We start from the raw sequence: 22,241 nt of genomic DNA on the forward strand, positions 1-22,241 counted from the left end.
TAAAAAATGGCTTCATCATCCGTTTCGGTGATCAAGCCATTTTTTCATGTTGTTCGTTCATTTGATGCTAGATTGTCTTGCATATAAGCAGCCATGGCAAGCTCTTCTGTAAACGCGCGCAGACCAGGTCCGTTCGCGCGCAGGAGCCCCAGATTCGCGCGCAGACCAGGTAATTTGCTTCCAACAACGTAGGTAAGGGATAAAAAAAGAGAAAATGAAGAGATCATCTCATAAATACGCTCAAAAATGAGAAGAAATAGCGTAAAAGCTCTTCGATGATGGCGAAAAGAGTAAAGCACACAAGAGTCCTCATTGGCGCACAGACCAGGTCCACTCGCGCGCAAAAATCCTCGATTCGCCGCGCACAGACCAGCTCCACTCGCACACAAAAATCCTCGATTCGCGCACAGACCAGGTCCACTCGCACACAACCAAGTCTATTCCCCGCATTGCGTCACGAAACAGAGGAAGTATTGTGTCCCTTTGTTCACGCAGAAGTGCCACACGACGTATAGTAAAAGAAGGTGGTGTGGTATATGCGAACTACATGGAGTTTATGTTCGTTAGCATTTGTCGTTATTAATGCTGTGCTTTTTCGAATTTTTATGAAAGAAGACCTTGAAACGACTACAGCGGTGTTCCTTTTAATGATTGTTAGTACTCTTGGCATTTTTTCAGCCATTCTTGCTCGGACATTAACTGCCGTGCTACTTGGTGTGACGTTAAACGGTTGTTTTTTCATTATAGGTGGCTTGTTAGTATGGAGCACACAATAATTACAGGAAAGGAATGAATAACGTGAGCCCTCAACAAATCGTATCAGATTGGATCAAAGGTGAAGTAAAGCTTGTCCCTCATTCTTCCCCTCATACCCATTACACGGGTTATAGTGAACGTTATAATCAGCAAGTTTTTATTAAAGTGCTTTACAATAAGAGCAAGTATGAAGCAGAAGTTGAAACCGGTCAAAGTTACGTACAATCGCCTTTTATTCATGGATTAGAGGTACAGAGAACAAGATCGGAAACACCGCTATATATGATCATTTCACAACACCTACCATTGGTGGAAGTGACGGCAATGAATGAGAGTGTTATGAAAGAAGCAGCTCAGTTAGTAAAGACCTTTCACCATAGTGCGCAACGCTCATTAGACAATGATGATTTGAGTATTATAAAACGGTTAGAAAAAGAAGTAACTAAGCATTCTTACGAAGAAAAGGTAATACAATTATATTCATTGTTTACCCCTCATATAGCAAAAATTGATCATGAATATCGTCGTCTGCCTAAAGTAACCATTCATGGAGATCTTGGTTTTCGAAACATGTATAGTGTGAATAAAAAGCTTGTATTAATTGATTACGAACAAGCACGACCAGGTATTACCTGGGAAGACTTTACTAAATTTTTTCATCGCGAATTGAGAAATGGAACGCTTGAAGACGCTTTTTTAACGGAATATGGCCGGGAGCATGAACCTAGCGATGCCTTAAAGCATCTTCTTTATTACATAGAAGCACTTGGGATTATTCGCTATACAGCATCTTTTTATGATGAGGCGTTTGCTAATTTAGGAGAAGAGTTATTACATAAAGTAAAGATATTTCTAACGTGAAGAAATGAAGATGTTATAATGGTCACAACAATGACTATTGAGGGGACATGTTAGGCATGCACGACTATTTTAAAAGACAGAAACAGACTTTAGGTGTCACGTTAAATGATGTTCAACAAGAAGCCGTTCTTCATACAGAAGGACCGTTGTTGCTTTTAGCTTCTCCTGGGTCTGGGAAGACGACGACCGTTATTATGCGCATTGGCTATCTTATTCAAGAAAAGCACGTTCAGCCTTATCGTATTAAAGCTGTTACCTTTAGTAAAGCAGCGGCAGAAGATATGAAAGAGCGTTACGCTACTTTTTTTCCAGGGCTGCCTCCTGTAGACTTCTCGACCATTCATAGTCTTGCTTTTGAAATGGTGCGCAAGCAATTTGCGAAAGAAGGTGTAGCCTTTCAGATTATTGAAGGCCATCTAGATGGCGAAGCTACGCAAGAAGGCCACCGCGCCCTACACAAGAAAATGATTCTCCGCGAGTTGTTTCAGCGCTATGCGGGTGAGAACATTACCGATGATCAGTTAGATGAACTGACAACACATATTAGTTATTTAAAAAATAAAATGATTCCAGAAAGCGAGTGGGCAGCTGTAAAAACGGATGTGCCACATGCCGCGAAAATCGTTTCAGAATATGAACATATAAAGCGAACGGGGTACGGTGAGCGCTTGCTAGATTTCGATGATATGCTCGTTTTAGCTGAAGAGATTCTTGCAGTAAACGAAACGGTACAAAAAGACTATCAGAGCCGCTATGATTATGTCTTAACCGATGAGAGTCAAGATACGTCACTCGTTCAACATAAAATCATTGAAAAGCTCGTAAGTCATCATCAGAATTTATGTGTGGTTGCCGACGATGACCAGTCGATCTATAGCTGGCGAGGTGCGGAACCTCACTATTTATTACGCTTTAAAGACGTATATCCAACAGCAAAAATTCTCTACATGGAACAAAATTATCGCTCTTCTGCCGATATTGTGTCGGTAGCGAATACGTTTATTAAGCAAAATAAACAACGCTATGAGAAAAATATGTTCACTGAAAATCCCCCACATGAACCGATTGCTATCAAACACCTTTCGTCTTTACAAGGGCAAACCACGTATATAGTAAAGCAATTAAAACAACAGTCTAACTTGAAAAATATCGCACTATTGTATCGTAACAATGCATCCTCAACAGCACTTATGAATGTTTTTGATCAAGCGGGTATTCCATTTTATATGAAAGATGCCGATCATCGCTTTTTCTCACATTGGGTTGTCCAAGATCTGTTAAATATTATGCGCATGACGTATACGGATAAGCGGTTGGATTTATATGAAGGCGTCTATTCAAAATTAAAAGGCTATGTATCCAAAAAACAGTTCATCGAACTAACGAGGGTGCATTCACGCAATGTGTCCGTGTTTGATACGCTGCTGTCTCATGTGACGCTCCACGAGTATCAGCACAAGCATCTTCTTGAATGTAGAGATACACTTAGGGAAATGAAGGGAATGCCACCAAAACAAGCGATTTCGGTTATTCGCTATCGCCTTCATTACGAGAAAAGTGTGCTGAAAATGTGTGAACGCCTCGGCTTTCGCAAAGACTATATCCTGAGCATTTTAGATACGCTTGCAGAGATTGCGACGGATTTACGGAGCATGGAAGAGTTTGCGCAGCGCTTAAAGCATTTAGAGCGGGTTATGAAGCAGGCTAAGTTCCGTAAAGGGGAAAACGTTGTAACACTATCGACGTTTCATAGCGCCAAAGGCTTAGAATTTGACCATGTGTATATGATTGATTTAGTAGATGGTGTCATTCCGTCGGCTGAAGATAAAAAATCAAGAGAAGGGTTAGAAGAAGCCACACGCTTATTTTATGTAGGTATGACCCGGGCAAAAAAACATCTAGAGCTTCTTAGCTATCAAGAGCAAGGAGGAGAATCCTCTTTCGTTACCTATGTGAAAGAGCTAACGATGCCTGCGCCAAAGAAAACACGATTGCAGGGTAAGCAAGAAAAACGGATCATTCCACCACGTAAAAGCTATAATCCCAATGCCATTAAAAGCCGCAATCATCTAGTCCCAGGAACCATCGTTCATCATCGAACCTTTGGTCAAGGACAAATAAAAGATTTAACCATTGATAAGCTAATTGTAAGGTTCTCTGCTGGCGTTAAAACATTAGCAGTGGATACGGTGTTAGAAATGGGTATTTTAGAGCCTGTTCCAAATTAAAAAAGCAAGGTCTCCTTTACAAGAGGCCTTGCTTTTTTTGAATTAATTATTGTTATAAAACTTAAGTAAAGAGCGGTCGAAGTGAACCCAACCTTTCCAACCGAGGTGAATACCATCTTTCATAAAGTAAGGATCGTATTCATGTTTTGAAAAGTCAGCTACTTTAAAGCCTTGTTTCTTCACTTGTTTTTTCACTTTGTTATAGAAAGCATAACGACCCGATTTCGGGAAGCCCATATAGTCATACCATAGTCCATTTACTGGAACGATGACAAACAATGGTTTTGCTTTTGCTTCTTTCAAAACATCTAGAACAAGTTGGAAATCTTTATACTCTGGAGATTTTCCAAAGCTATCATTCATACGCGTCATATGCAATGACGGTACTTTTGCTTTCATTTTGCGGTAGGCACGATCATCAATTCGGAAAGGATTGCTTTTAGAATGTTTCTTTCCTTCTTTGGCAGCCATTTGATCGAGTTGTTTCCAGCTCTTATCTTTAACAGACTGACTGATTGTACGTGAACGTGGAGAACCACCAACAAGGGTATAGTATAAGTCTTTCTTATCTAAACTTTTCTTGTAAAATGAAGCAAATGGGCGAAGCAATGAGGCTTTACGTTTATCCCATGGATCATGGGAAACGTCACCTTTGTATAATGTTGTGAGCATATCATCATTTTTAATAGAATCAAACTTTAACAATCGCTTCATGGCACGCTTCTTTAAAGCTGGACTTATTTGTTTATTAAACGCTAAGTCATAGCCTTGTAGCGATGAATAGTTTGGAGAAAAGTGAGCTGCATCAGATCCTTCAGGAATAAACCATTGAGCGGATAGGATGAAGACCATCTTTTTATTTTTTAACTGATCTTTATGTGCTGCAAAGTTCAAGAAATGAACGAGAGACTGACTTCCTCCACGCCCTACTAGAAAAGGGGTAAACCCAGCTGGATTTACTTTAAAGTAGTTGGAAGGATGATAGCGGTCGAGACGACTTAACTCAGATGATCCGTAAATCGGTAAGTATTTATCGTCTTGCAGCATCTTATCTTGAACGTAAAGCCCCTGAAACACTAGCGGATTTAGTTCTGTTGCTGCTGATGAAACTCGTTTGTCAGGGATGATGCTTGCCACCCACGTACTAGGAACGAGGACTAGCCCCAGCAACAGAACAACCGCTAATATGACAGGGCCGAAAACCGGCTTCTTCTTCATTTTAATTTAGCCAGTTGCTCAGCGATATGATTTGGTGTATTCCATACATCACGATCGAATTCAGAAATTGGAACTGAAATACCAAAGCGGCTTTCAACTTCTACAAGCATTTCAACCGTTCCGAAAGAGTCTAGAAGTCCTGCTTCAAATAAATCGATATCTGGGTTTGCTTTTACCTCGTCTTCTTGGCAAATCTCTGCAAGCAATTCAATAACTTCATTTTTAAATTCCATTTGTTATACGCTCCTTTTAGTTAAATGTATTAAGAGTGAAGAAAGTTTCCACTCTGCCAGTAATTTGTTAAGTGACCTGAGAAAATGTAAAAACCAAAACAAATAAAGTTAAACGTTAAGAAAATAGAAAAGACGTGTACGAATTTATTCTTTTGTGGCCATTTTTTATGCTTTTTGTTCCACTTTTCGAAGTAATTGTATAACACCATAATGAGCGCATGATACAAACCGTACACAATGTATTGAAGCGCAGCCCCACCGGCGACGTGCCATATTCCCATAAGCATGAACAATACGACATAACCGATATTGGAAATGGCAATGCGATCTTTAATCCATTTCTTTTTTGTAATCCAAAACACGAGACGCATGTAAACATAATCACGGAACCAGAAGGATAAAGTCATATGCCAACGATTCCAGAAGTCTTTAATGTTGCGACTGATGAATGGTTTGTTAAAGTTTTCAGGTGTGCGAACACCCATAATATAACTGACACCAATTGCAAAGGCACTGTAACCAGCAAAGTCAAAAAATAGATAAAGGCTGTAACCGTACATATAAATAATTTCACGCTGGAAGGTGCTAATCCAAGATATATCATTTAACTTTAACAGTAATTCATTGTTGATTAAATAGCCGATAATGAATTTATAGAGAAAACCTTGGAAAATACGGTTAATACCAATGTAAAGCATTTCTTGATATTGTTCAGACGTTGGTACGGTAGAGATGTCTTTATCGAAACGACGATACCGATCAATCGGCCCAGATGAAACCGCTGGGAAGTACAAGATAAAGTAAATTAAACGATCGAGTGGTAACTGTTCTTTAATTAAGCCATCTCTTGTTTCCATTACGATTTGAACACCTTTAAAGGTTAAGTACGATATACCTAAGAAACCAATGAAAGAAAGGTGTTTATCGATAAATGGCATGCTTTTTGAAATAACAAGCGGTAGTATAGACAAAATCACAACAATATAAAACGTACTTGTCTTGTTTTCCCGTTTGCGATAAGCGATATATCCTTTAATAATCATCATCTGCCAAATTGTAAAGATCACAAGGCAAATGGCTGCATAAATGGTTTTGTTTACATTACCATTTGATACGTTGGAAAAGATAATAATCAAAAACAAAAGGTTCATGATCATGTTGTACGTTTTATTGCTTTTTCCCTGCAGGCCAAGAATGACCGTTGGGATGAGAAATGCAGCTAGGATGAAGAAGAAAGAAAAGGAACCAAAAACCGTCATACTGTTACCTCTTCTTTAAGCTGCTTGCGGTCAATCTTACCATTCGGTGTAATCGCTAATTCTTCCATATACACAAATTTTCTAGGAATCATATAGGCAGGAAGAACGTCGCTTAAATCTTTTTTAATCGCACTTGAAAGTTGATATTCTTTTTCAAAGGAATGCGCTTCTGGAACGATTGCAGCGATTAAGTATTCTGCTTTTCCATTTTGATCTTCTTTAGGAACAATCACCGCATGCTTAACGTAACTTGACTTTGCTAATTGATGCTCAATTTCTTCAAGCTCCATGCGATAACCGTGAAGTTTAATTTGGAAATCTAAGCGTCCTTTATAGAAAAGTTGGCCATTTTTCAAGTAACCAGCATCACCTGTTTTGTAGGCAGGAACACCGTCATACATAAAGAATGCTTTTTCTGTTAGAGCAGGTTCACCAAGGTACCCTTTGCTGACGCTAGGACCAGCAATAATGATTTCTCCATGCTCACCTTCTGGAACTTCATTGCGATCTTCATCAACAATAATGATGCGCGAATCGCCTTTGCTTTTTCCGACTGGAAGCGCTGTGTACTCATCTAATACAGCATGAGTAACTTCGATTTCTGTTACTGCAACCGTTGCTTCTGTTGGTCCATACGTATTAAAGACTGTTGCTTTAGGGAAACGAGTTAATAGCTCGCGAGCTGTTTCGCTAGGAAGAATTTCACCACAGAAAAGAAAAACCTCCACGTTTGGCAATAATTCATGATTGAAAGACGGATCCATTAAACAAACTTGTACGAATGAAGGAGTGGAAGTCCATACTTGGATATCTAATTTCTTTAGCTCTTCAAAAAGAACTTTTGGACGTGCAATCATTTCTTTTGTAATCGCGCTTAACGTTCCGCCCGTTGCTAAACTTGGATATAGATCCATTACGGATAAGTCAAAAGAAAATGGTGCTTGGTTCAGGAAGCGTTGGCCCGATGTAAGTGGAAAGTCTTTAACCATCCAATCCACAAAGCTTTGAAGATTGTTTGCTGTAATCTGAACACCTTTCGGATTACCCGTACTACCTGACGTATAAATAATATAAAAATTGTCGTCTTCTTGTACCCAATGCTCCGCTGATAAGGATGTTCCTTGTTGTAATACTGAAGGAAAATCTGCTTTTTCCAGAATAGGTAAAGCTACCTCTCCAAGATCAACTGCTTTGCCTGAATTGTTAATTAGAAGTTCTGCTTGTGAGCTTGCAATAATTTTAACAATTCGTTCAGTTGGAATCGATGTATCTACAGGAATATATGGATGTCCAGCTTTTACACAACCAAGGAAAGAAATCATCATTTCCGTTTCCATGTGACCATATACGAGAATCGGTGATCCTTTAACAAGCTTGCGCTCATGTAACTCATAAGCAAGTTGATCTGACTTCTCCCATAATTCACGATACGTTAATACATGATCTTCTGAAACAAAAGCTGAAGCATCCGGATTCGTTAGTGCTTGGTCTTGAATTGTACGTAGTAACTTCATTTTTAAAAAAGACCTCCCGGATTAAAATTCGTTATAAATATAAGTGCCTGAGTTGGCATCTTGAAAACCGTATAAGAAAAACAAGGCAAGTAAAATTAGAAAATAATAGAGAAACCGCAATGTCCAGCTTCTTTTTAATTTATCTTCCATAATAGCAACTCCATCGTAATGTATTTGGATTGGTATTCGCTTTAGTTGGTAATTAATACCGAAAAAATATCAAAAATTTACCTAGAAAAGCATACCAAATTTGCGTTTAAAAGAGAAGGACTATTTGGCTTAAATAGCGTATTTTTGGAAAAATTTTTCTGTAAGGGAAAGATCTCTAACGATAAACGCAAGACAGTGTACTAGTAACATAATACACTCATACTTAAATTGTTGTCAATGTGAATTTAATACGTGAAAATACTCTATAGAAAAAGCGTACTAAAGATTTGTAAAAAGTAAACGTTTTTTGAGAAAAATTACTTAATTTTAAGGTTAATTTAAGTTTGCGAGCCCTTTCATATCAAGGTTTCTGAAAGTTTTGTCTTAAAGCCATTAAACCTCTTTATAGTATGCTTCATTATTTATAATTTGCCCCCTTCACTTTTTGGGGGAAATGGGATTGTAGACTTTGGATGAATATGGTATTGTTCTTTGAAAAGGAGTTCTAAACGATGAAAGAACTACTCACTCATAGGCTTCGTTTACGACAATGGGAGCTTGGGGATGCGCCAGCTCTGTATGATTATGCAAAAAGAGCCGAAGTGGGTCCAAGAGCCGGATGGGCCCCACACCAATCACTACAAGAAAGTGAAGAAGTTGTTGCGCTTTTTATTGCTGAACAAGACTGTTACGCAATCGAGCATCTAGAAAGCGGCATTGTGATCGGCAGTATAGGTTTGCATTTGCGCAAACCTGATGAAACGATTACCCATGATCGTCAACGGGAAATTGGCTATGTTCTTCATCCGGATTATTGGGGTCAAGGCTATGTACCAGAGGCTGTTAAGGAAGTGATTCGCTATAGCTTCCAAGAGCTTTTTCTTGAAACGATATGGTGTGGTCACTTTGACTTTAATGATCAATCACGCCGCGTGAATGAAAAATGCCATTTTCACTATCAGTTTTCAAAACAAGAACAACTAAAACGGTTAAATAATCAAGAGGTTACCGTGCTGTATTATACGATTCAACGTAATCAATATAAGTATGTAAACAAGCAAGACCAGGAAAGGTAATTTCCCGGTCTTGCTTGTTTTTTTATAGGCCAAATACTATGCCCACTAAGGAGTAAATAATAATGGTGGAAAAAAGAATAGTCATGTGTAGTAAGGAGAAAATAAACATATTCTTTGCCCACTTTTCAGAATCCATCCGTTTATAGCCAAAAATACTAAGTAAAAGCCAAGCAACGCCCAGAAGTAAAGAAACATACATAAGTCCATAACTAAGGGATCCAAGCAAGAAGCTGCTGGCAATTAAAATGATTAAATACACATTCGTTTGGATATACGTGCGTCGTGCGCCCTTCACTACAGGTAGCATTGGCACGTTTGCTGCTTTGTATTCTTTTTCTTTGCGAATCCCGATGGCGTAAAAGTGAGGCATTTGCCAAATAATCATAATAATAAACAACCCAAGAATGGCGGGGTGGCTGACATCAGGGTAGATGGCTGCCCATCCGATCAGTGGTGGCATCGCCCCAGAGATACTTCCCACTTCCGTATTATAAATCGTTCGACGTTTCGTCCACATTGTATAGGGAACCAAATAAAAAAATAAGCCTAAGAAGCCCATTAAACCAGCAAGAGGTGTTGCGAGTGATAAAATGCCAATGCCCGCGACAGTTAGAATACTTGCAAGCCATAGGACGGTCTTTACTTGAATGGCGCCTGTTACTGTTGGACGATTTTTCGTTCGTTCCATAATGGCATCAATATCGCGATCATATACGTTATTAAAGGCGCCTGCAGCTCCCATTACACAAATCGAGCCGATCAATGCATACACAATTTCTGGCCATTTATCTGCGATGCTGTAATGATATTTATACATAGCCAACGTTAACCCGGCAAACATGGGGAATAAGTTGGACTTAATGATGCCTGTTTTTACCGTTTGCGCCAAAATGTCAGGCAATGACTGTTTTGGTGCTTGTTCAATATTTTCCCTATCCATTTTGCTCCTCTTTCCTTTACGTAAGATCTATTATCAGTGTACTACATTCGCTAAGCAATAGATATTGCGCGTACTAAATACTTTGTACGAATTAGCAGAGTAACATACTAACATTTCCACACCTTTTCTATTTTACTAAAAAGACGGGATAGAAGGAAAGAATGTTGTTTAGGAATGTTTAAAGCGGCTTATTACTAATGAAGAAATACGCAAAAGAAGCTGAATCAACTGATTCAGCTTCAAAAAAACGTTAATTATTTTGATTCGCAAATCGTTTAGATAAAGCTGTAAGTAGCTCTGGTGTGTCATTTTTCTCCATCATCACTTCAATGAAAACGAGCTGTGATGAATTCTGTGCGCTATGGAGAGCTGCTTCTAACTCTTCTTCTGTGCGCACTTTGTACGTAACGGAAGCATCAGCAGCACCGAATACGGCTGGCAACTTACTATAATCCCACATTTGAATGTCGTTATACACTTGGTTTTCACCGTGAATGGCTCGTTCTACTGTATAGCCATCATTATTAATTAAAAAGATAATAGGAGCAATGCGCTGACGAAGCATCGTCGATAGTTCTTGAGCAGTTAGTTGGAAAGAACCGTCTCCAATCAGTAATAGGTTGCGGCGACTTTCATCTGCTAATTGTGAGCCTAACAAGGCTGGTAGCGTATAGCCGATAGAGCCCCATAAAGGTTGCCCGATAAACGTTGCTCCTTTTGGAAGTGGCATAGTAGCTGCGCCAAAGAAAGACGTACCTTGTTCGGCTAATATGACATCTCCCTCTTGTAAAAAGTGAGACACTTGATCGAAAAAGCGTTCTTGTGTAAGCGTAGTATTTGTTGCTGTAAAAGATGATTCGTTGCTGTAAGCAGCCAATCTAGCTGTGGTTGCTGGCGTTGGCTTTTGCTCAAGTGCATCTGTGATCGCACCTAACGCGTCTAGCATCGTAATGGGTGCCCATTTCAGTGCTTTTTTTGAAACACTATATGGCGAAATATCAATCACTTGCTCTTCTGTAAACTCATGAGAAAAACCGCCCGTAATCGAATCGGTAAGTTTAACACCGATAGATAGAATGCAATCGGCGTGATCGACCATATTTTTAACATAATCAGAGCTAAGATCTCCGTTATAAACACCGATAAACTGAGGATGCGTTTCATTAAACACACCTTTACCCATGCTGAGTGTAGCAACAGGGAAGCCTGTTTTTTCAGCAAGTAACATAAGCGCCTCTTGGGCTTGATAGCGATACACCTCGTAATCCGCTAAAATGACGGGCGAAGTTGCTTCTTTAATGGTAGGAATAACGGTTGTGAGCATTTGCTCAAGCGCTGTTGCATTCGATGAAATCCCACGTTCTAATAAGGAATGTTCCGGTGGATTTACAGGTTTGTTATACACATCAATCGGTAGATTAATATGCACAGGGCGTTTTTCATGCCAGCACGCTAATAAGACACGATCAATTTCTTGTGCCGCATTTTCCTGCGTGAGCATCGTTTGAGCAGCGGTTACTTCTTGAAACATGTTACCAAAGTGCTGAAAGTTGCCATCTCCTAGCGTGTGATGAACGTATAAATTTTGATTCATTACGTTTGTAGTAGGCATACCTGTTATTTTTACAACAGGAACTTTTTCAGCATAAGAGCCTGCAATCCCATTAATGGCACTTAGCTCTCCGACACCAAACGTCGTAACGAGCGCTGCCATTCCGTTAATGCGAGCATAGCCATCTGCTGCATAAGCGGCATTTAGCTCATTGCAATTACCGATCCACTCCATTCCCTCAAAATCAATCACGTCGTCAAGAAAGGTTAAGTTATAGTCACCAGGTACACCAAACATATGGCGAACACCGAGTTCAGATAAACGATGAAGTAAGTACGTACCGACAGTATAATGGTTATTCATTAAAATCACCTCGAAAAAATATGTCAATAACATTGACTTATTTGTAGTGTATGCCTCTTTTGTTATTATGTCAATATAATTGACCTTTATCTTTGGGTAAGATAGAGAAGTTTTTTTCATCAAGGGACCGTTGTAGTATAGTTAAGGAAGAGAAAGGTTTAGTGAGCAGAAAGGGGCAGTTGTAAGTTGAAGAAACGTATGGAGAACGACATGAATGATGTATTAGCTCTTTTTTATTTTGCTTATAAAACATTTACAGAGGAACCGGACTTGATTATTGAAAAGTACGGTATTCAGCGGGTGCATCATCGAATTTTATTTTTTATTGCTCGCTTTCCGGGCTTGAGTGTGAATAAGTTACTCTCTTTACTCGAAGTAAGCAAGCAAGCTCTTCATGGACCGATGAAAAAGCTAATGGAAAAAAATTTAATCATCAGCACAGAATCGGAACGTGATCGGCGTGTGAAGCAACTTTTTTTAACAGAAGAAGGAGAGAAGTTAGAACGAGAATTAAGCAGTCGTCAGCGCAAGCAGTTAGCGACAATTTTTAAAGAAGCTGGCAGTCAACACCAAGAGGCTTGGATGGAAATAATGACGAAGCTTTCTCAACCTCGAAGTGGCTATGATGCGTGGAATCAAAGTTTAGAGGATGAAGACAAAGGTAGGTAGTCTGGAGATGATCGGTAAAAATCTGGACGAGGGAGATAGTGTTACATATGAAGAAACGTGTTATCACCAGTTTGGCCATTGTAGGGCTTGTATTGGCAGGATGTAGTACGGCTGAGGATCATCGCTCCTTTTCTAGTAAAGAAAAGCCGCCGGTTCATGGAAAAAGCAAGCAGAATAAAGAACCGTCAAAAGCTACATATGAAGAGATTTATCATGAAGCGTTAGCCGATCTCAGTGAAAAGAAAGTAGATTATAAAAAAATACTGTCGTTGTATACAGATAATTTACAGAAACTCGTACAGCAGCGTGACGAAGACAATGAGACAAAAGTGGATGAAAAGATTTATGCTACGCTTGAAGCAGGTGGGGAAGGCAAAATGGAACAACCCATTGCCAAGCAAGTGTTTGATAAATTAATGCAAAATGTGTTTTATACAACGTTACAAGCGGCGTTTCAAAGCATGGAAGAAAATTGGAGCGATGCAGCAAAAACACAGAAAAGCTTACAAGAAGTTCAAAGCATCTACACGATTTTAAAACCGACTGTTCAAAAGCGCGATGCAGCTTATAAAACGAAGTTGGAACATGCTGTTCAATCAGGCTTTAGACAAATTGAAAAAGGCGTTAAAACTAGAGATGAGCAAGCATTCTTGCTTGGTAAACAACAAGTGGAAATTACGTTAATGAAAACCTTCTATTACGCTTCAGGTGCTTTGCCTAATGGATACGCTACACAGGCATATAAAAATGCGAAAACGAATCCTGAAGCGGCAAAGATAAAACAGGCTGCGGGTTGGGGCTATTTTCAATCGCTCTTTCCTTACATTAATCGCTATGCTTCCAGTGAAGCCAGTTTTATTGAAACACAGTTTAATCTTGAAAATGATGCAGCCGATTTGAACACAGTGGATGTAAATAAAGCATTTGTTCGCAGTTTCTTAAAGATCGGATTAAGTAAGTATAAAGAAAGTGAACAACAATGGGGAGAGGAACAATCGCCAGTTACAGCGCTAGAAGGAGCACTGTTCATTGATCTAGTTAGCCGGGACTTAACAGCAATGTTAGGAACAGAGGCATACAAAAAACTAGCAACAGATGCGCAACAATATGTACAAGCGGCTAAGAAAAATGATACAAAAGCTGGCAATCTTTTAATGCTCCGTATTAAACGAACGTTGAATGAGGCCATGGACAAGACAAAATTAAAGCACTAAAAGCAATGTGAAAAAGCAGAGGAGCTACACCTTCCTTTGCTTTTTTAGTGTTTACTAATTTTATAAGATAGGGTCTTGTAGATCATACCCTAATAAAAAAGTAAAGCCGATATTGTTACATGATTTTGGGTCTATGCCAGAAATTAAATCATACATAAAAGGAAATAATTCCGCTGCAATTGTTAGACCAGCCCCGAATAAAGAAGGTAGAACGATCAAGGCATAATAAAGGGTTTAACAGACCTAGGTCTCATCCACATTTGATAACCTTGAAAATACTAATGGACGTAAGCTTTTGCAAATAGAAGCGCAGCCACAAGAAAGAAGAAATCCGCCCGATTGCCAATATAGTTGGAATTGGGCGGATTTTTTGCGTTTATACGGTTTCTCAATCGTTAATTAATTCTTAACTTATTGCATTAAAAGACTATATTCATTAAACATTTCTTAAATTTTATAATAATTACAATTAAGTTTTAGAGAGGGAAAAGGACGCCAATCCTTCTGCTCGTTAGAAGAAAGGTGAAACTATCTATTATTTTCGATTTAAAACTTTTGGTAAATACTATTAAAATTACTAACATTTAAGCTATTGACCAGATGGAAAGATTAAGTGTAATATCCAAAAAGGACTAGGACAAAGGTTACGATTATAAATTTTTTTAGAGTGAATGACACTACTTATACATATAAAGATGATAGGTTGAAGGAGTTTTGTACTATGAATCCCCCTCGTTTAAAGGTGATGACCGTCTTTGGTACTCGCCCGGAAGCTATTAAAATGGCTCCGCTTGTTTTAATGCTAGAAAAGTATTCTGAGAAAATAGAATCGGTTGTTACCGTAACGGCTCAGCATCGACAAATGCTCGATCAAGTGCTGGAGGTTTTTCGTATTACCCCTGATTATGATTTGAACATTATGAAAGAGCGCCAAACGCTTGTAGATATTACGTCCAATGCTTTGCTTGCCCTAAACGAAGTCATATCTGAGTGTAAACCAGACTTAATTCTCGTTCATGGAGATACGACGACAACATTTGTTGCCAGTCTTGCCGCCTTCTATAACCGAATAGCTATTGGTCATGTGGAAGCAGGCTTGCGGACGAACGATAAATATTCACCTTTTCCTGAAGAAATGAACCGTCAACTCACAGGTGTAATGGCAGATCTTCATTTTGCACCAACAGAAGCGTCCGCTAGAAATCTACTTCAAGAAAATAAAGCATCATCAACCATTACTGTAACCGGCAATACAGCCATCGATGCATTGCAAACGACGGTTGATGAAACGTATACCCATCCTCTGTTGTCTGAAATCGGACAACACCCTTTCATTTTATTAACAGCTCATCGTCGTGAAAACCTGGGAACACCGATGAGAAATATATTTCAAAGCATTATGAGATTAATTGAAGAATACCCAAATTTACACGTTATTTACCCGATTCATTTAAACCCCGTTATTCGTGAGTTAGCTCAAGAAGTATTCGTTGGCACGTCTCGTATTCACTTAATTGAGCCGTTATCTGTTATTGATTTTCATAATTTTGCAGCTCGTTCAATGTTCATTATGACGGATTCGGGTGGTGTTCAAGAGGAAGCGCCTTCGCTCGGGAAACCAGTGCTCGTTTTACGTGATACGACGGAGCGTCCAGAAGGAATTGAGGCAGGTACGCTAAAGCTTGTCGGTACGGATGCGCAAGTGATTTATGAAGCGGCTAAGACCCTTTTAAGCGATTCGGAAGCTTACAATCAAATGGCACAAGCTGCTAACCCCTATGGTGATGGACACGCATCCAAACGAATTGTAGAAGCCATCTTGCAATGGCAACAGGCACGGGAGAAGGAGTGCACACATGGATAAAATAAATGCATGGAACGTTTTGATTATTCTTATTCAGTTGTTTATTATATCCATCACGTGCTATCAAACGGTGATTAGTACAGCAGGCATGCTGAAAAGACGAAAGAAAAAGCCTGTTATAACAACGAAAGATCATACCTTTGCTGTACTTGTATGTGCGCATAATGAAGAAACTGTGGTTGGTCAGATCGTTAATAATCTAAAATCGCTAGCGTACGACAAACAACACTACGATGTGTATGTTATCGCTGATAATTGTACGGACAAAACAGCGCAAATTGCTAGAGAACAAGGTGCTATTGCGATGGAACGTCATGATCCACATAACAAAGGTAAAGGGTTTGGCTTAGAATGGATGTTTGCGCGCCTAAATGAAATGGAGATGAAAGGAAAGGCATATGATGCCGTGGTCGTTTTAGATGCGGATAATTTAGTGTCCCGCAATTTTCTAGATGTACTAAATGAAAAGCTGCAAGCAGGCTATGAAATTGCACAAGCCTATTTGGATACGAAAAATCCAAAAGATTCTTGGGTAACAAAAAGTATTGCCTATGCCTACTGGTCCACTAATCATATTTATCAGCTGTCGCGGTTTAAACTTGGTCTTTCTGCACAGCTAGGTGGCACAGGTATGATGATTTCGCGTTCGATTTTAAAGAAGATCGGTTGGGGAACGGAGTCCTTAACAGAGGACTTAGAATTTACCGCAAAATACATACTGGAAACAGGAAAACCAATCGCTTGGGCGCATGAGGCGAAAATATTCGATGAAAAACCACTTGGATTAAAAGCATCCTTAAAACAACGTCTACGCTGGATGATTGGGCATATTAATTGTTTTCATCGCTTTTTCTTTCCAACCTTACGTGCGGCCATTAAAAAGGAAAGCTTGCTTCACTTGGATAACGCTATTTATTTAATTCAACCAACGCGTTCGTTATTAGCTGTTACGCAACTTTTGTTTATTACCCTTTCTTATCTAAATGTAAACTCAGTTTATTTCTTAAATCATTGGATTTGGTTAGCAATCTTATTGTTCAGTTATGTTGTCATCCCGACAATTGGTATGATTCGTGAGCAAAAAGCGCGTTATATGCACTGGATGCTACATGCTTACGTATTCGGCACGACGTGGATACCGGTTATTTTTATGGCCTACATTAAACGAAATGAAAAAGTATGGTCCCATACGCAACATAACCGTACTCTTTCCGAAGATGAGATGGCGAAAATTCAATCGTAGGAGTGTATGATGCATTACTTTATCTTTTTGTTGGTAGCTAGTATAAAGATTTACCTGTTCCGCGGCATCTATTTAGGTGATTTTAATTTTCAAAATACATTATTATTAGAAATTGGCTATATTGCTGTTCTATGGATGGTAGTAGAATGGATGATTCCGGCGAAAGGAAAAGCGCTCTATTATATGGTTGCTAATCTGTTGCTGTCGCTCGTATTAGTCGGTATTGCTTTGTACGATACTGCTTTTAACAGGATACCTACTGCCAAATTACTTATTATTCTTGGTCAATTACGTACGATGCAAGATAGTTTGCTTAGTTTATTTGACGGGAGATTGTTATTTTTCTTTATTGATTTACCAATTATTCTCGTGTTGATTCTGCTGAAAGTGTATCCTATTCACGCGCAAAAGCCATTTAAGATGTCATGGGGACTGATCATTATTGTTGTAGCCGCTGGCATGACGGGTTGGAATATTAAGCAAACGGGAAACAAAGAGATCGATGATACACTTGTTGCCGCCAAGGAAGAAGGTCTTTTTACGTATGAAACGGTTCAAGCCTTTTCACAACCTATGCTTCATGGTGGACCGTATCGCACGGATCAGATGCAAGCGCAAATTGATCAACATCGCTATAAAAAAGATAAGCCTACTGTACAGAAAAAGAAACGAAATCTGATTGCAATTCAAGTAGAATCGTTGCAAAACTTTGTCCTTGGTAAAAAAGTAAACGGCCAGATGATTACGCCTCATCTTAATCAACTGTTGAAAGAAAGCTATTATTTCAAAAATGTCTTTCATCAAGTAGGACCGGGTAATACATCTGATGCTGAATTTCTTTTTAATACGTCATTATATACAAGTGACTTATTGCCAATGTCTTCGCTGTATGCAAATAAGCAAATTCCAAGCCTGCCTCGTTTGTTACAGAAACACGGTTATAAGACGAGCACAATGCACGCAGGTGATATTACGTATTGGAATCGTCATAAACTCTATGCCTCTTTAGGATTTCAGCATTATTATGACCGTGCCTATTTTGGTAGTAGCGACCCTATCGGCATTGGTGCATCAGATCAAGTGTTTTTTGATCAAGCGAGTGTATTGCTAAAAGAGCAAGTGAAGAAAAAAACACCGTTTTACTCACAACTTATAACGTTATCAAGCCATTCTCCCTATGAACTGCCTGAGAGTAAACAGAAGTTAGACCTGCCATCTTCATGGAAAGATACAGAGTTTGGCCGCTATTTACAAGCCATTCATTATACCGATCAGCAAATAGGGCGCTTTATGGAGCAATTAAAAAAAGAAGGGCTACTGAAGTCGTCCCTACTCGTCATTTATGGTGACCATAATGCACCGATGAAAGATGTAAAACCAGTATCGACTTTTCTAGGTCATACGTACGATGAAATTGATAAGTTCACGGTTCCTTTCATTATTCATGATCCTGCGCAGAAAAAAGGAAAAGTGATTGCTCAAGTAGGCGGTCAAGTGGATATGATGCCAACTGTAAGTCATTTGTTAGGGATCTCACTGAAAAAGAACGTTCATTTTGGTCATAACTTGTTAACGGTAAGAAAGAATACCGTTGGCTTTCGTTACTATTTACCAAACGGGAGCTTTGTCAATCAACAAATTTTATTTGTTCCAGGAGCCGGCTTTAAAGATGGAAGGGCTCTTGATTTACGCTCTCATCGGACGGGAGCTGGATTTACGCCGTTTTATCGTGATTATCTTTATGTAAAAGAAATGGGACAACTGTCAGATCAGTATGTAGACTCGTTACCGCAACGAACAGAATAATGTGAAGAACCCCCGAGGAACCATGTTCTCGGGGGTTCTTGCGCTAATAGACTCTACCTGTTCGCACAATCGTTTCGCCACCTGTTTCTTTAAGAATACGATTTAAGTCTGTTAAGATGGCTCCTACATCACGAAGAATCGTTAGTGATTCATATTTCTTTAAAAGCGTTAGACAATGAGCTTGCACTTTTTGCGCAGATTTAATACTTTCAATCAGCGTTAATAAGTGCTCTGTTGTTGGATGAATGACGGTTTCGCCATATTGAAGAACACATTGAGCGGTTTCTTCAATCGCCTGATTTAGCATCTCTATTTCTCCGTTAGATTCATTAAAATGAAGGGTGTTCTTTAAATCACGAATACCGCGAGCGATGCCGCGAATTTGGAGCGTAATATGATTTAAATGTTTCATGCCTGTCTCCAAATGGGCAAGGCGAACACGCCGTTTCGTAAAAAAGGGTGTATAACGTAAGTTTTGCCGCGCTAACGCAACGGCTTCAATGCCTGCTTCATTTTGGTCGGTTAATTCTCGCACTTCCTCTTGTATATGACGCCGCTCTGGCAGTGTGGAATTCCATAACTGAGTAAGATCTTTTAATGTTAGTGTTGCTTGATTGGCAAGCTTTAAACAAAGCTCTTCAGCTGCAGGAATCGTATTGGGTGGCACTAGTAATGCATTCACAATCACAGCAATAATCGAGCCAATCATCGTCTCACCAATACGGCTTAGCGCATACCCTTGACCGAAAGCAAGAACGAGAATAGAACTAACAGCTACTTGTGAAGTCACTTGAGCTGGTAGCTTAAAGGCCGTAGATACAGCCATGCCAATGAGTACAACAAGCATGATTGAACCAGCATTTAGTGATAAAAAGTGACCAATGAGCATGGATATAATTACGCCGCCAATGACCCCACTTATACGATAAAAGCCTTTTTGGACAGATCCTGCAATCGTCACTTGCATCGTTAATACAGCAGCTAATGGCGCAAAAAAAGGATAGTGATTTTCAGAGAGCATGGAAGATAGTTCCCACGAAATAGCTCCAGCGATGGCCGTTTTTATAACTTGTAATGTTAATCCGAGGCGAATTAAAATAGCAATTCCTTTTTCCACGGTGAATCTCCTTCCGTTTGTACTGAGGTGTTAAGAATGATTTTACAATATAGATTTTGTTAAGCAAATTGTTTCCCTTCTCATGCGTGGGGGTATATACTAGAAATCATTATTTAGAATATTAGCCTCTTTTGCTGAATATTTTGACAAATAAGAAGTGCTATATTATATTTATATTAAAAGGATGTGGAAGCCATGAAAAATGTACCAAAAGCAATGTTCCGATTTGTTGAATCCAATCTAATCGTACTCCTTGCTATTGCGCTTCTGCCGGTTTTTTTACTGACAGACAACGTAGACATGTTCCAAAGCTTAGTCGATCATGTATTTAAAGCTGATTAATCTTTAACATACAAGCACTGCCCAACAGGGTAGTGCTTTTTTATATGAAAAGCAAGGCGCTTTAATCTTGTGATCTTATTATTTGTTTTCAGTCCTATTTTCCCTCATGAAGGCGTTTTGAAAACTCTTTTAGTACATATAGTAAAGCATATTTTTTCAATAAAAATGTTGTTTAATTCATAGGGCTGTGATACGTTTTTAAAAGGAACCATTATAAAAGATTCATTACAGAAAATCAATAAAAACGAACCATTTTCAACCACATAAATGAAAGCGTTAACATGGTGGTTTTTATTGGGAAAAGGGGGAGAAATAATGGAGACGGGTGTTTTTATTTCAATTGGTATTTATATGTTGGGGATGCTCTTAATTGGTTATTTAGCGTATCGCAGAACCGCCAATTTAACCGATTATATGTTAGGTGGGCGTGATCTTGGACCAGCGGTAACAGCATTAAGTGCCGGTGCTTCTGATATGAGTGGTTGGCTGCTCATGGGCTTACCTGGTGCTATGTATGTAAGCGGTTTAAGTGCCGGCTGGATTGTAGTAGGTCTTTGCGCGGGTGCTTATTTAAACTGGTTATTCGTTGCGCCGAAATTGCGTGTATATTCAGAGGTTGCCAATAATTCGATTACCATTCCAGACTTTTTAGAAAACCGTTTTAAAGATAAATCGCGCGTGCTGCGCATCACATCAGCACTTGTTATACTCATTTTCTTTACGTTATATGCTTCTTCCGGTATGGTAGCTGGCGGTCAATTATTTGAGACAGCCTTCCACCTTGATTATTTATGGGGAATTTGGTTAACAGTTGGTGTGGTTGTTCTTTACACACTATTTGGTGGATTCCTTGCTGTTAGTTGGACAGATTTTGTACAAGGTACAATCATGTTCGTCGCGCTGATTCTCGTTCCGATCGTAACCATCTGGAACATCGGAGGTACATCAGAAGCGTTTACGACTATTCACTCTATTAATCCATCATTGCTTAATGCATTTAAAGGGCAAAGCATCATTGGTATTATTTCATTAATTGCGTGGGGGCTAGGCTATTTTGGTCAGCCACACATTATCGTGCGCTTTATGGCCATTAAATCAGTTAAACAAATGAAAAGTGCGCGCCGCATTGGTATGGGTTGGATGTTGTTTTCCATCGTAGGTGCAATGTTTACTGGATTATTAGGCATCGCTTATTTTAACATCCATGGACAAACCATTAAACCTGAGACAGTCTTTATCGTCTTATCGGATGTATTGTTCCATCCACTTATTACTGGTTTCTTATTAGCAGCTATATTGGCAGCGGTTATGAGTACTATTTCATCACAGCTGCTCGTAACGGCTAGTGCGGTAACAGAAGATTTTTATAAAGGGTTCTTCAAGCGTTCGGCTTCAGATAAAGAACTTGTTTTTGTAGGTCGTTTAGCGGTGCTTGTTGTCGCTTTAATTGCGCTGGTCATGGCGCTAAATCCAAATGATACGATTTTAACGCTAGTAGGGTATGCGTGGGCTGGATTTGGTGCAGCGTTTGGACCGATCATTCTCTTTAGCTTGTATTGGAAGCGTATGACGAAATGGGCGGCTCTATCAGGCATGATTTCAGGAACGCTCGTCGTTATCCTTTGGAAAATGTCTATCGTTGCTAATCCACAGAAGTTTGGTACTCTTTCGCAAGTGTATGAGATTATTCCAGGATTTATCATTTGCACGCTCTTTGTGATCGGCGTCAGTTTCCTATCAAGTCCACCATCAGCTGATCTTGATGCAGATTTTGAAAAAGCGAAGAAAGCGTTACTATAAAGAGATTAAAACACTCGTTTCGAACGTCGAAATGGG

General features: G+C 39.3%; 20 protein-coding genes. 11 read left to right on the top strand and 9 right to left on the bottom strand.

Annotated elements, in window-relative coordinates:
- Positions 1-44: 44 nt before the first annotated feature.
- On the bottom strand, positions 45-299 hold the full coding sequence (locus tag A374_RS00340) for a hypothetical protein (RefSeq protein ID WP_007200181.1): 255 nt from the start codon (positions 297-299) through the stop codon (positions 45-47).
- 237 nt (positions 300-536) lie between these two features.
- Here A374_RS00340 and A374_RS00345 point away from each other — a divergent pair, with 237 nt between their 5' ends.
- Genes A374_RS00345 through A374_RS00355 form a run of 3 tightly spaced genes read left to right on the top strand, consistent with a single transcriptional unit; the run spans position 537 to position 3,845 of the window.
- Positions 537-776: a hypothetical protein gene (locus A374_RS00345; RefSeq protein WP_007200182.1), complete on the top strand. Its 240-nt coding sequence runs from the start codon at positions 537-539 to the stop codon at positions 774-776.
- 22 nt (positions 777-798) lie between these two features.
- Positions 799-1,617 carry a phosphotransferase family protein gene (locus tag A374_RS00350; RefSeq protein ID WP_007200183.1) on the top strand — a complete coding sequence of 273 codons (819 nt, stop codon included), beginning with the start codon at positions 799-801 and terminating at the stop codon, positions 1,615-1,617.
- Positions 1,618-1,673: 56 nt separating this feature from the next.
- On the top strand, positions 1,674-3,845 hold the full coding sequence (locus A374_RS00355; RefSeq protein WP_007200184.1) for an ATP-dependent helicase: 2,172 nt from the start codon (positions 1,674-1,676) through the stop codon (positions 3,843-3,845).
- 42 nt (positions 3,846-3,887) lie between these two features.
- On the opposite strand, the gene dltD is transcribed toward A374_RS00355, so the two are convergent.
- Genes dltD through dltX form a run of 5 tightly spaced genes read right to left on the bottom strand, consistent with a single transcriptional unit; the run spans position 3,888 to position 8,219 of the window.
- Positions 3,888-5,063, bottom strand: a complete 1,176-nt coding sequence (gene dltD / locus A374_RS00360; protein ID WP_007200185.1) for a D-alanyl-lipoteichoic acid biosynthesis protein DltD — start codon at positions 5,061-5,063, stop codon at positions 3,888-3,890.
- Positions 5,060-5,296, bottom strand: coding sequence for a D-alanine--poly(phosphoribitol) ligase subunit DltC (gene dltC / locus A374_RS00365; protein ID WP_007200186.1), 237 nt, complete (start codon positions 5,294-5,296; stop codon positions 5,060-5,062). Before dltC ends, dltD begins: the two co-directional genes overlap by 4 nt.
- Positions 5,297-5,325: 29 nt before the next feature.
- The gene (gene dltB, locus A374_RS00370; RefSeq protein ID WP_007200187.1) at positions 5,326-6,555 is read right to left on the bottom strand and encodes a D-alanyl-lipoteichoic acid biosynthesis protein DltB; all 1,230 of its coding nucleotides are present in this window, start codon (positions 6,553-6,555) and stop codon (positions 5,326-5,328) included.
- The gene (gene dltA / locus A374_RS00375; protein WP_007200188.1) at positions 6,552-8,069 is read right to left on the bottom strand and encodes a D-alanine--poly(phosphoribitol) ligase subunit DltA; all 1,518 of its coding nucleotides are present in this window, start codon (positions 8,067-8,069) and stop codon (positions 6,552-6,554) included. Before dltA ends, dltB begins: the two co-directional genes overlap by 4 nt.
- 21 nt (positions 8,070-8,090) lie before the next feature.
- Positions 8,091-8,219, bottom strand: a complete 129-nt coding sequence (gene dltX, locus A374_RS00380; protein ID WP_007200189.1) for a teichoic acid D-Ala incorporation-associated protein DltX — start codon at positions 8,217-8,219, stop codon at positions 8,091-8,093.
- A 512-nt stretch (positions 8,220-8,731) separates the two neighbouring features.
- Between dltX and A374_RS00385 the strand changes: the two genes are divergently transcribed.
- A complete protein-coding gene (locus A374_RS00385; RefSeq protein ID WP_007200190.1) occupies positions 8,732-9,295 on the top strand; it encodes a GNAT family N-acetyltransferase in 564 nt (187 codons plus the stop codon).
- 22 nt (positions 9,296-9,317) lie between these two features.
- Here the strand turns inward: A374_RS00385 and cyoE are convergent, their stop codons facing one another.
- Both cyoE and A374_RS00395 read right to left on the bottom strand, forming a co-directional pair.
- Positions 9,318-10,235 (bottom strand): heme o synthase, encoded by a 918-nt coding sequence (gene cyoE / locus A374_RS00390; RefSeq protein WP_007200191.1) that lies wholly within the window; start codon positions 10,233-10,235, stop codon positions 9,318-9,320.
- Between the two features lie 250 nt (positions 10,236-10,485).
- The gene (locus tag A374_RS00395) at positions 10,486-12,150 is read right to left on the bottom strand and encodes an alpha-keto acid decarboxylase family protein (protein ID WP_007200192.1); all 1,665 of its coding nucleotides are present in this window, start codon (positions 12,148-12,150) and stop codon (positions 10,486-10,488) included.
- A 186-nt stretch (positions 12,151-12,336) separates the two neighbouring features.
- Here A374_RS00395 and A374_RS00400 point away from each other — a divergent pair, with 186 nt between their 5' ends.
- The 5 genes from A374_RS00400 (at position 12,337) to A374_RS00420 (ending at position 18,946) form a co-directional block, all read left to right on the top strand.
- Positions 12,337-12,819 carry a MarR family winged helix-turn-helix transcriptional regulator gene (locus A374_RS00400; RefSeq protein WP_007200193.1) on the top strand — a complete coding sequence of 161 codons (483 nt, stop codon included), beginning with the start codon at positions 12,337-12,339 and terminating at the stop codon, positions 12,817-12,819.
- Between the two features lie 47 nt (positions 12,820-12,866).
- Complete coding sequence (locus A374_RS00405; protein WP_007200194.1) at positions 12,867-14,033, top strand: hypothetical protein; 1,167 nt, start codon at positions 12,867-12,869, stop codon at positions 14,031-14,033.
- 721 nt (positions 14,034-14,754) lie between these two features.
- Positions 14,755-15,897 (top strand): non-hydrolyzing UDP-N-acetylglucosamine 2-epimerase, encoded by a 1,143-nt coding sequence (gene wecB, locus A374_RS00410; RefSeq protein ID WP_007200195.1) that lies wholly within the window; start codon positions 14,755-14,757, stop codon positions 15,895-15,897.
- Complete coding sequence (locus A374_RS00415) at positions 15,890-17,140, top strand: glycosyltransferase family 2 protein (RefSeq protein ID WP_007200196.1); 1,251 nt, start codon at positions 15,890-15,892, stop codon at positions 17,138-17,140. Before wecB ends, A374_RS00415 begins: the two co-directional genes overlap by 8 nt.
- Before the next feature lie 9 nt (positions 17,141-17,149).
- The gene (locus tag A374_RS00420) at positions 17,150-18,946 is read left to right on the top strand and encodes an LTA synthase family protein (protein ID WP_007200197.1); all 1,797 of its coding nucleotides are present in this window, start codon (positions 17,150-17,152) and stop codon (positions 18,944-18,946) included.
- Between the two features lie 43 nt (positions 18,947-18,989).
- On the opposite strand, the gene A374_RS00425 is transcribed toward A374_RS00420, so the two are convergent.
- Complete coding sequence (locus tag A374_RS00425) at positions 18,990-20,063, bottom strand: FUSC family protein (RefSeq protein ID WP_007200198.1); 1,074 nt, start codon at positions 20,061-20,063, stop codon at positions 18,990-18,992.
- 195 nt (positions 20,064-20,258) lie between these two features.
- On the opposite strand from A374_RS00425, the gene A374_RS20400 reads away from it, so the two are divergent.
- Together A374_RS20400 and putP are read left to right on the top strand one after the other, a co-directional pair.
- Positions 20,259-20,405, top strand: coding sequence for a hypothetical protein (locus A374_RS20400; protein WP_156793085.1), 147 nt, complete (start codon positions 20,259-20,261; stop codon positions 20,403-20,405).
- A gap of 315 nt (positions 20,406-20,720) precedes the next feature.
- Complete coding sequence (gene putP, locus A374_RS00430) at positions 20,721-22,205, top strand: sodium/proline symporter PutP (protein WP_007200199.1); 1,485 nt, start codon at positions 20,721-20,723, stop codon at positions 22,203-22,205.
- Positions 22,206-22,241 lie beyond the last annotated feature (36 nt).

This window comes from Fictibacillus macauensis ZFHKF-1 (assembly GCF_000269865.1).
GTDB lineage: Bacteria > Bacillota > Bacilli > Bacillales > Fictibacillaceae > Fictibacillus_C > Fictibacillus_C macauensis.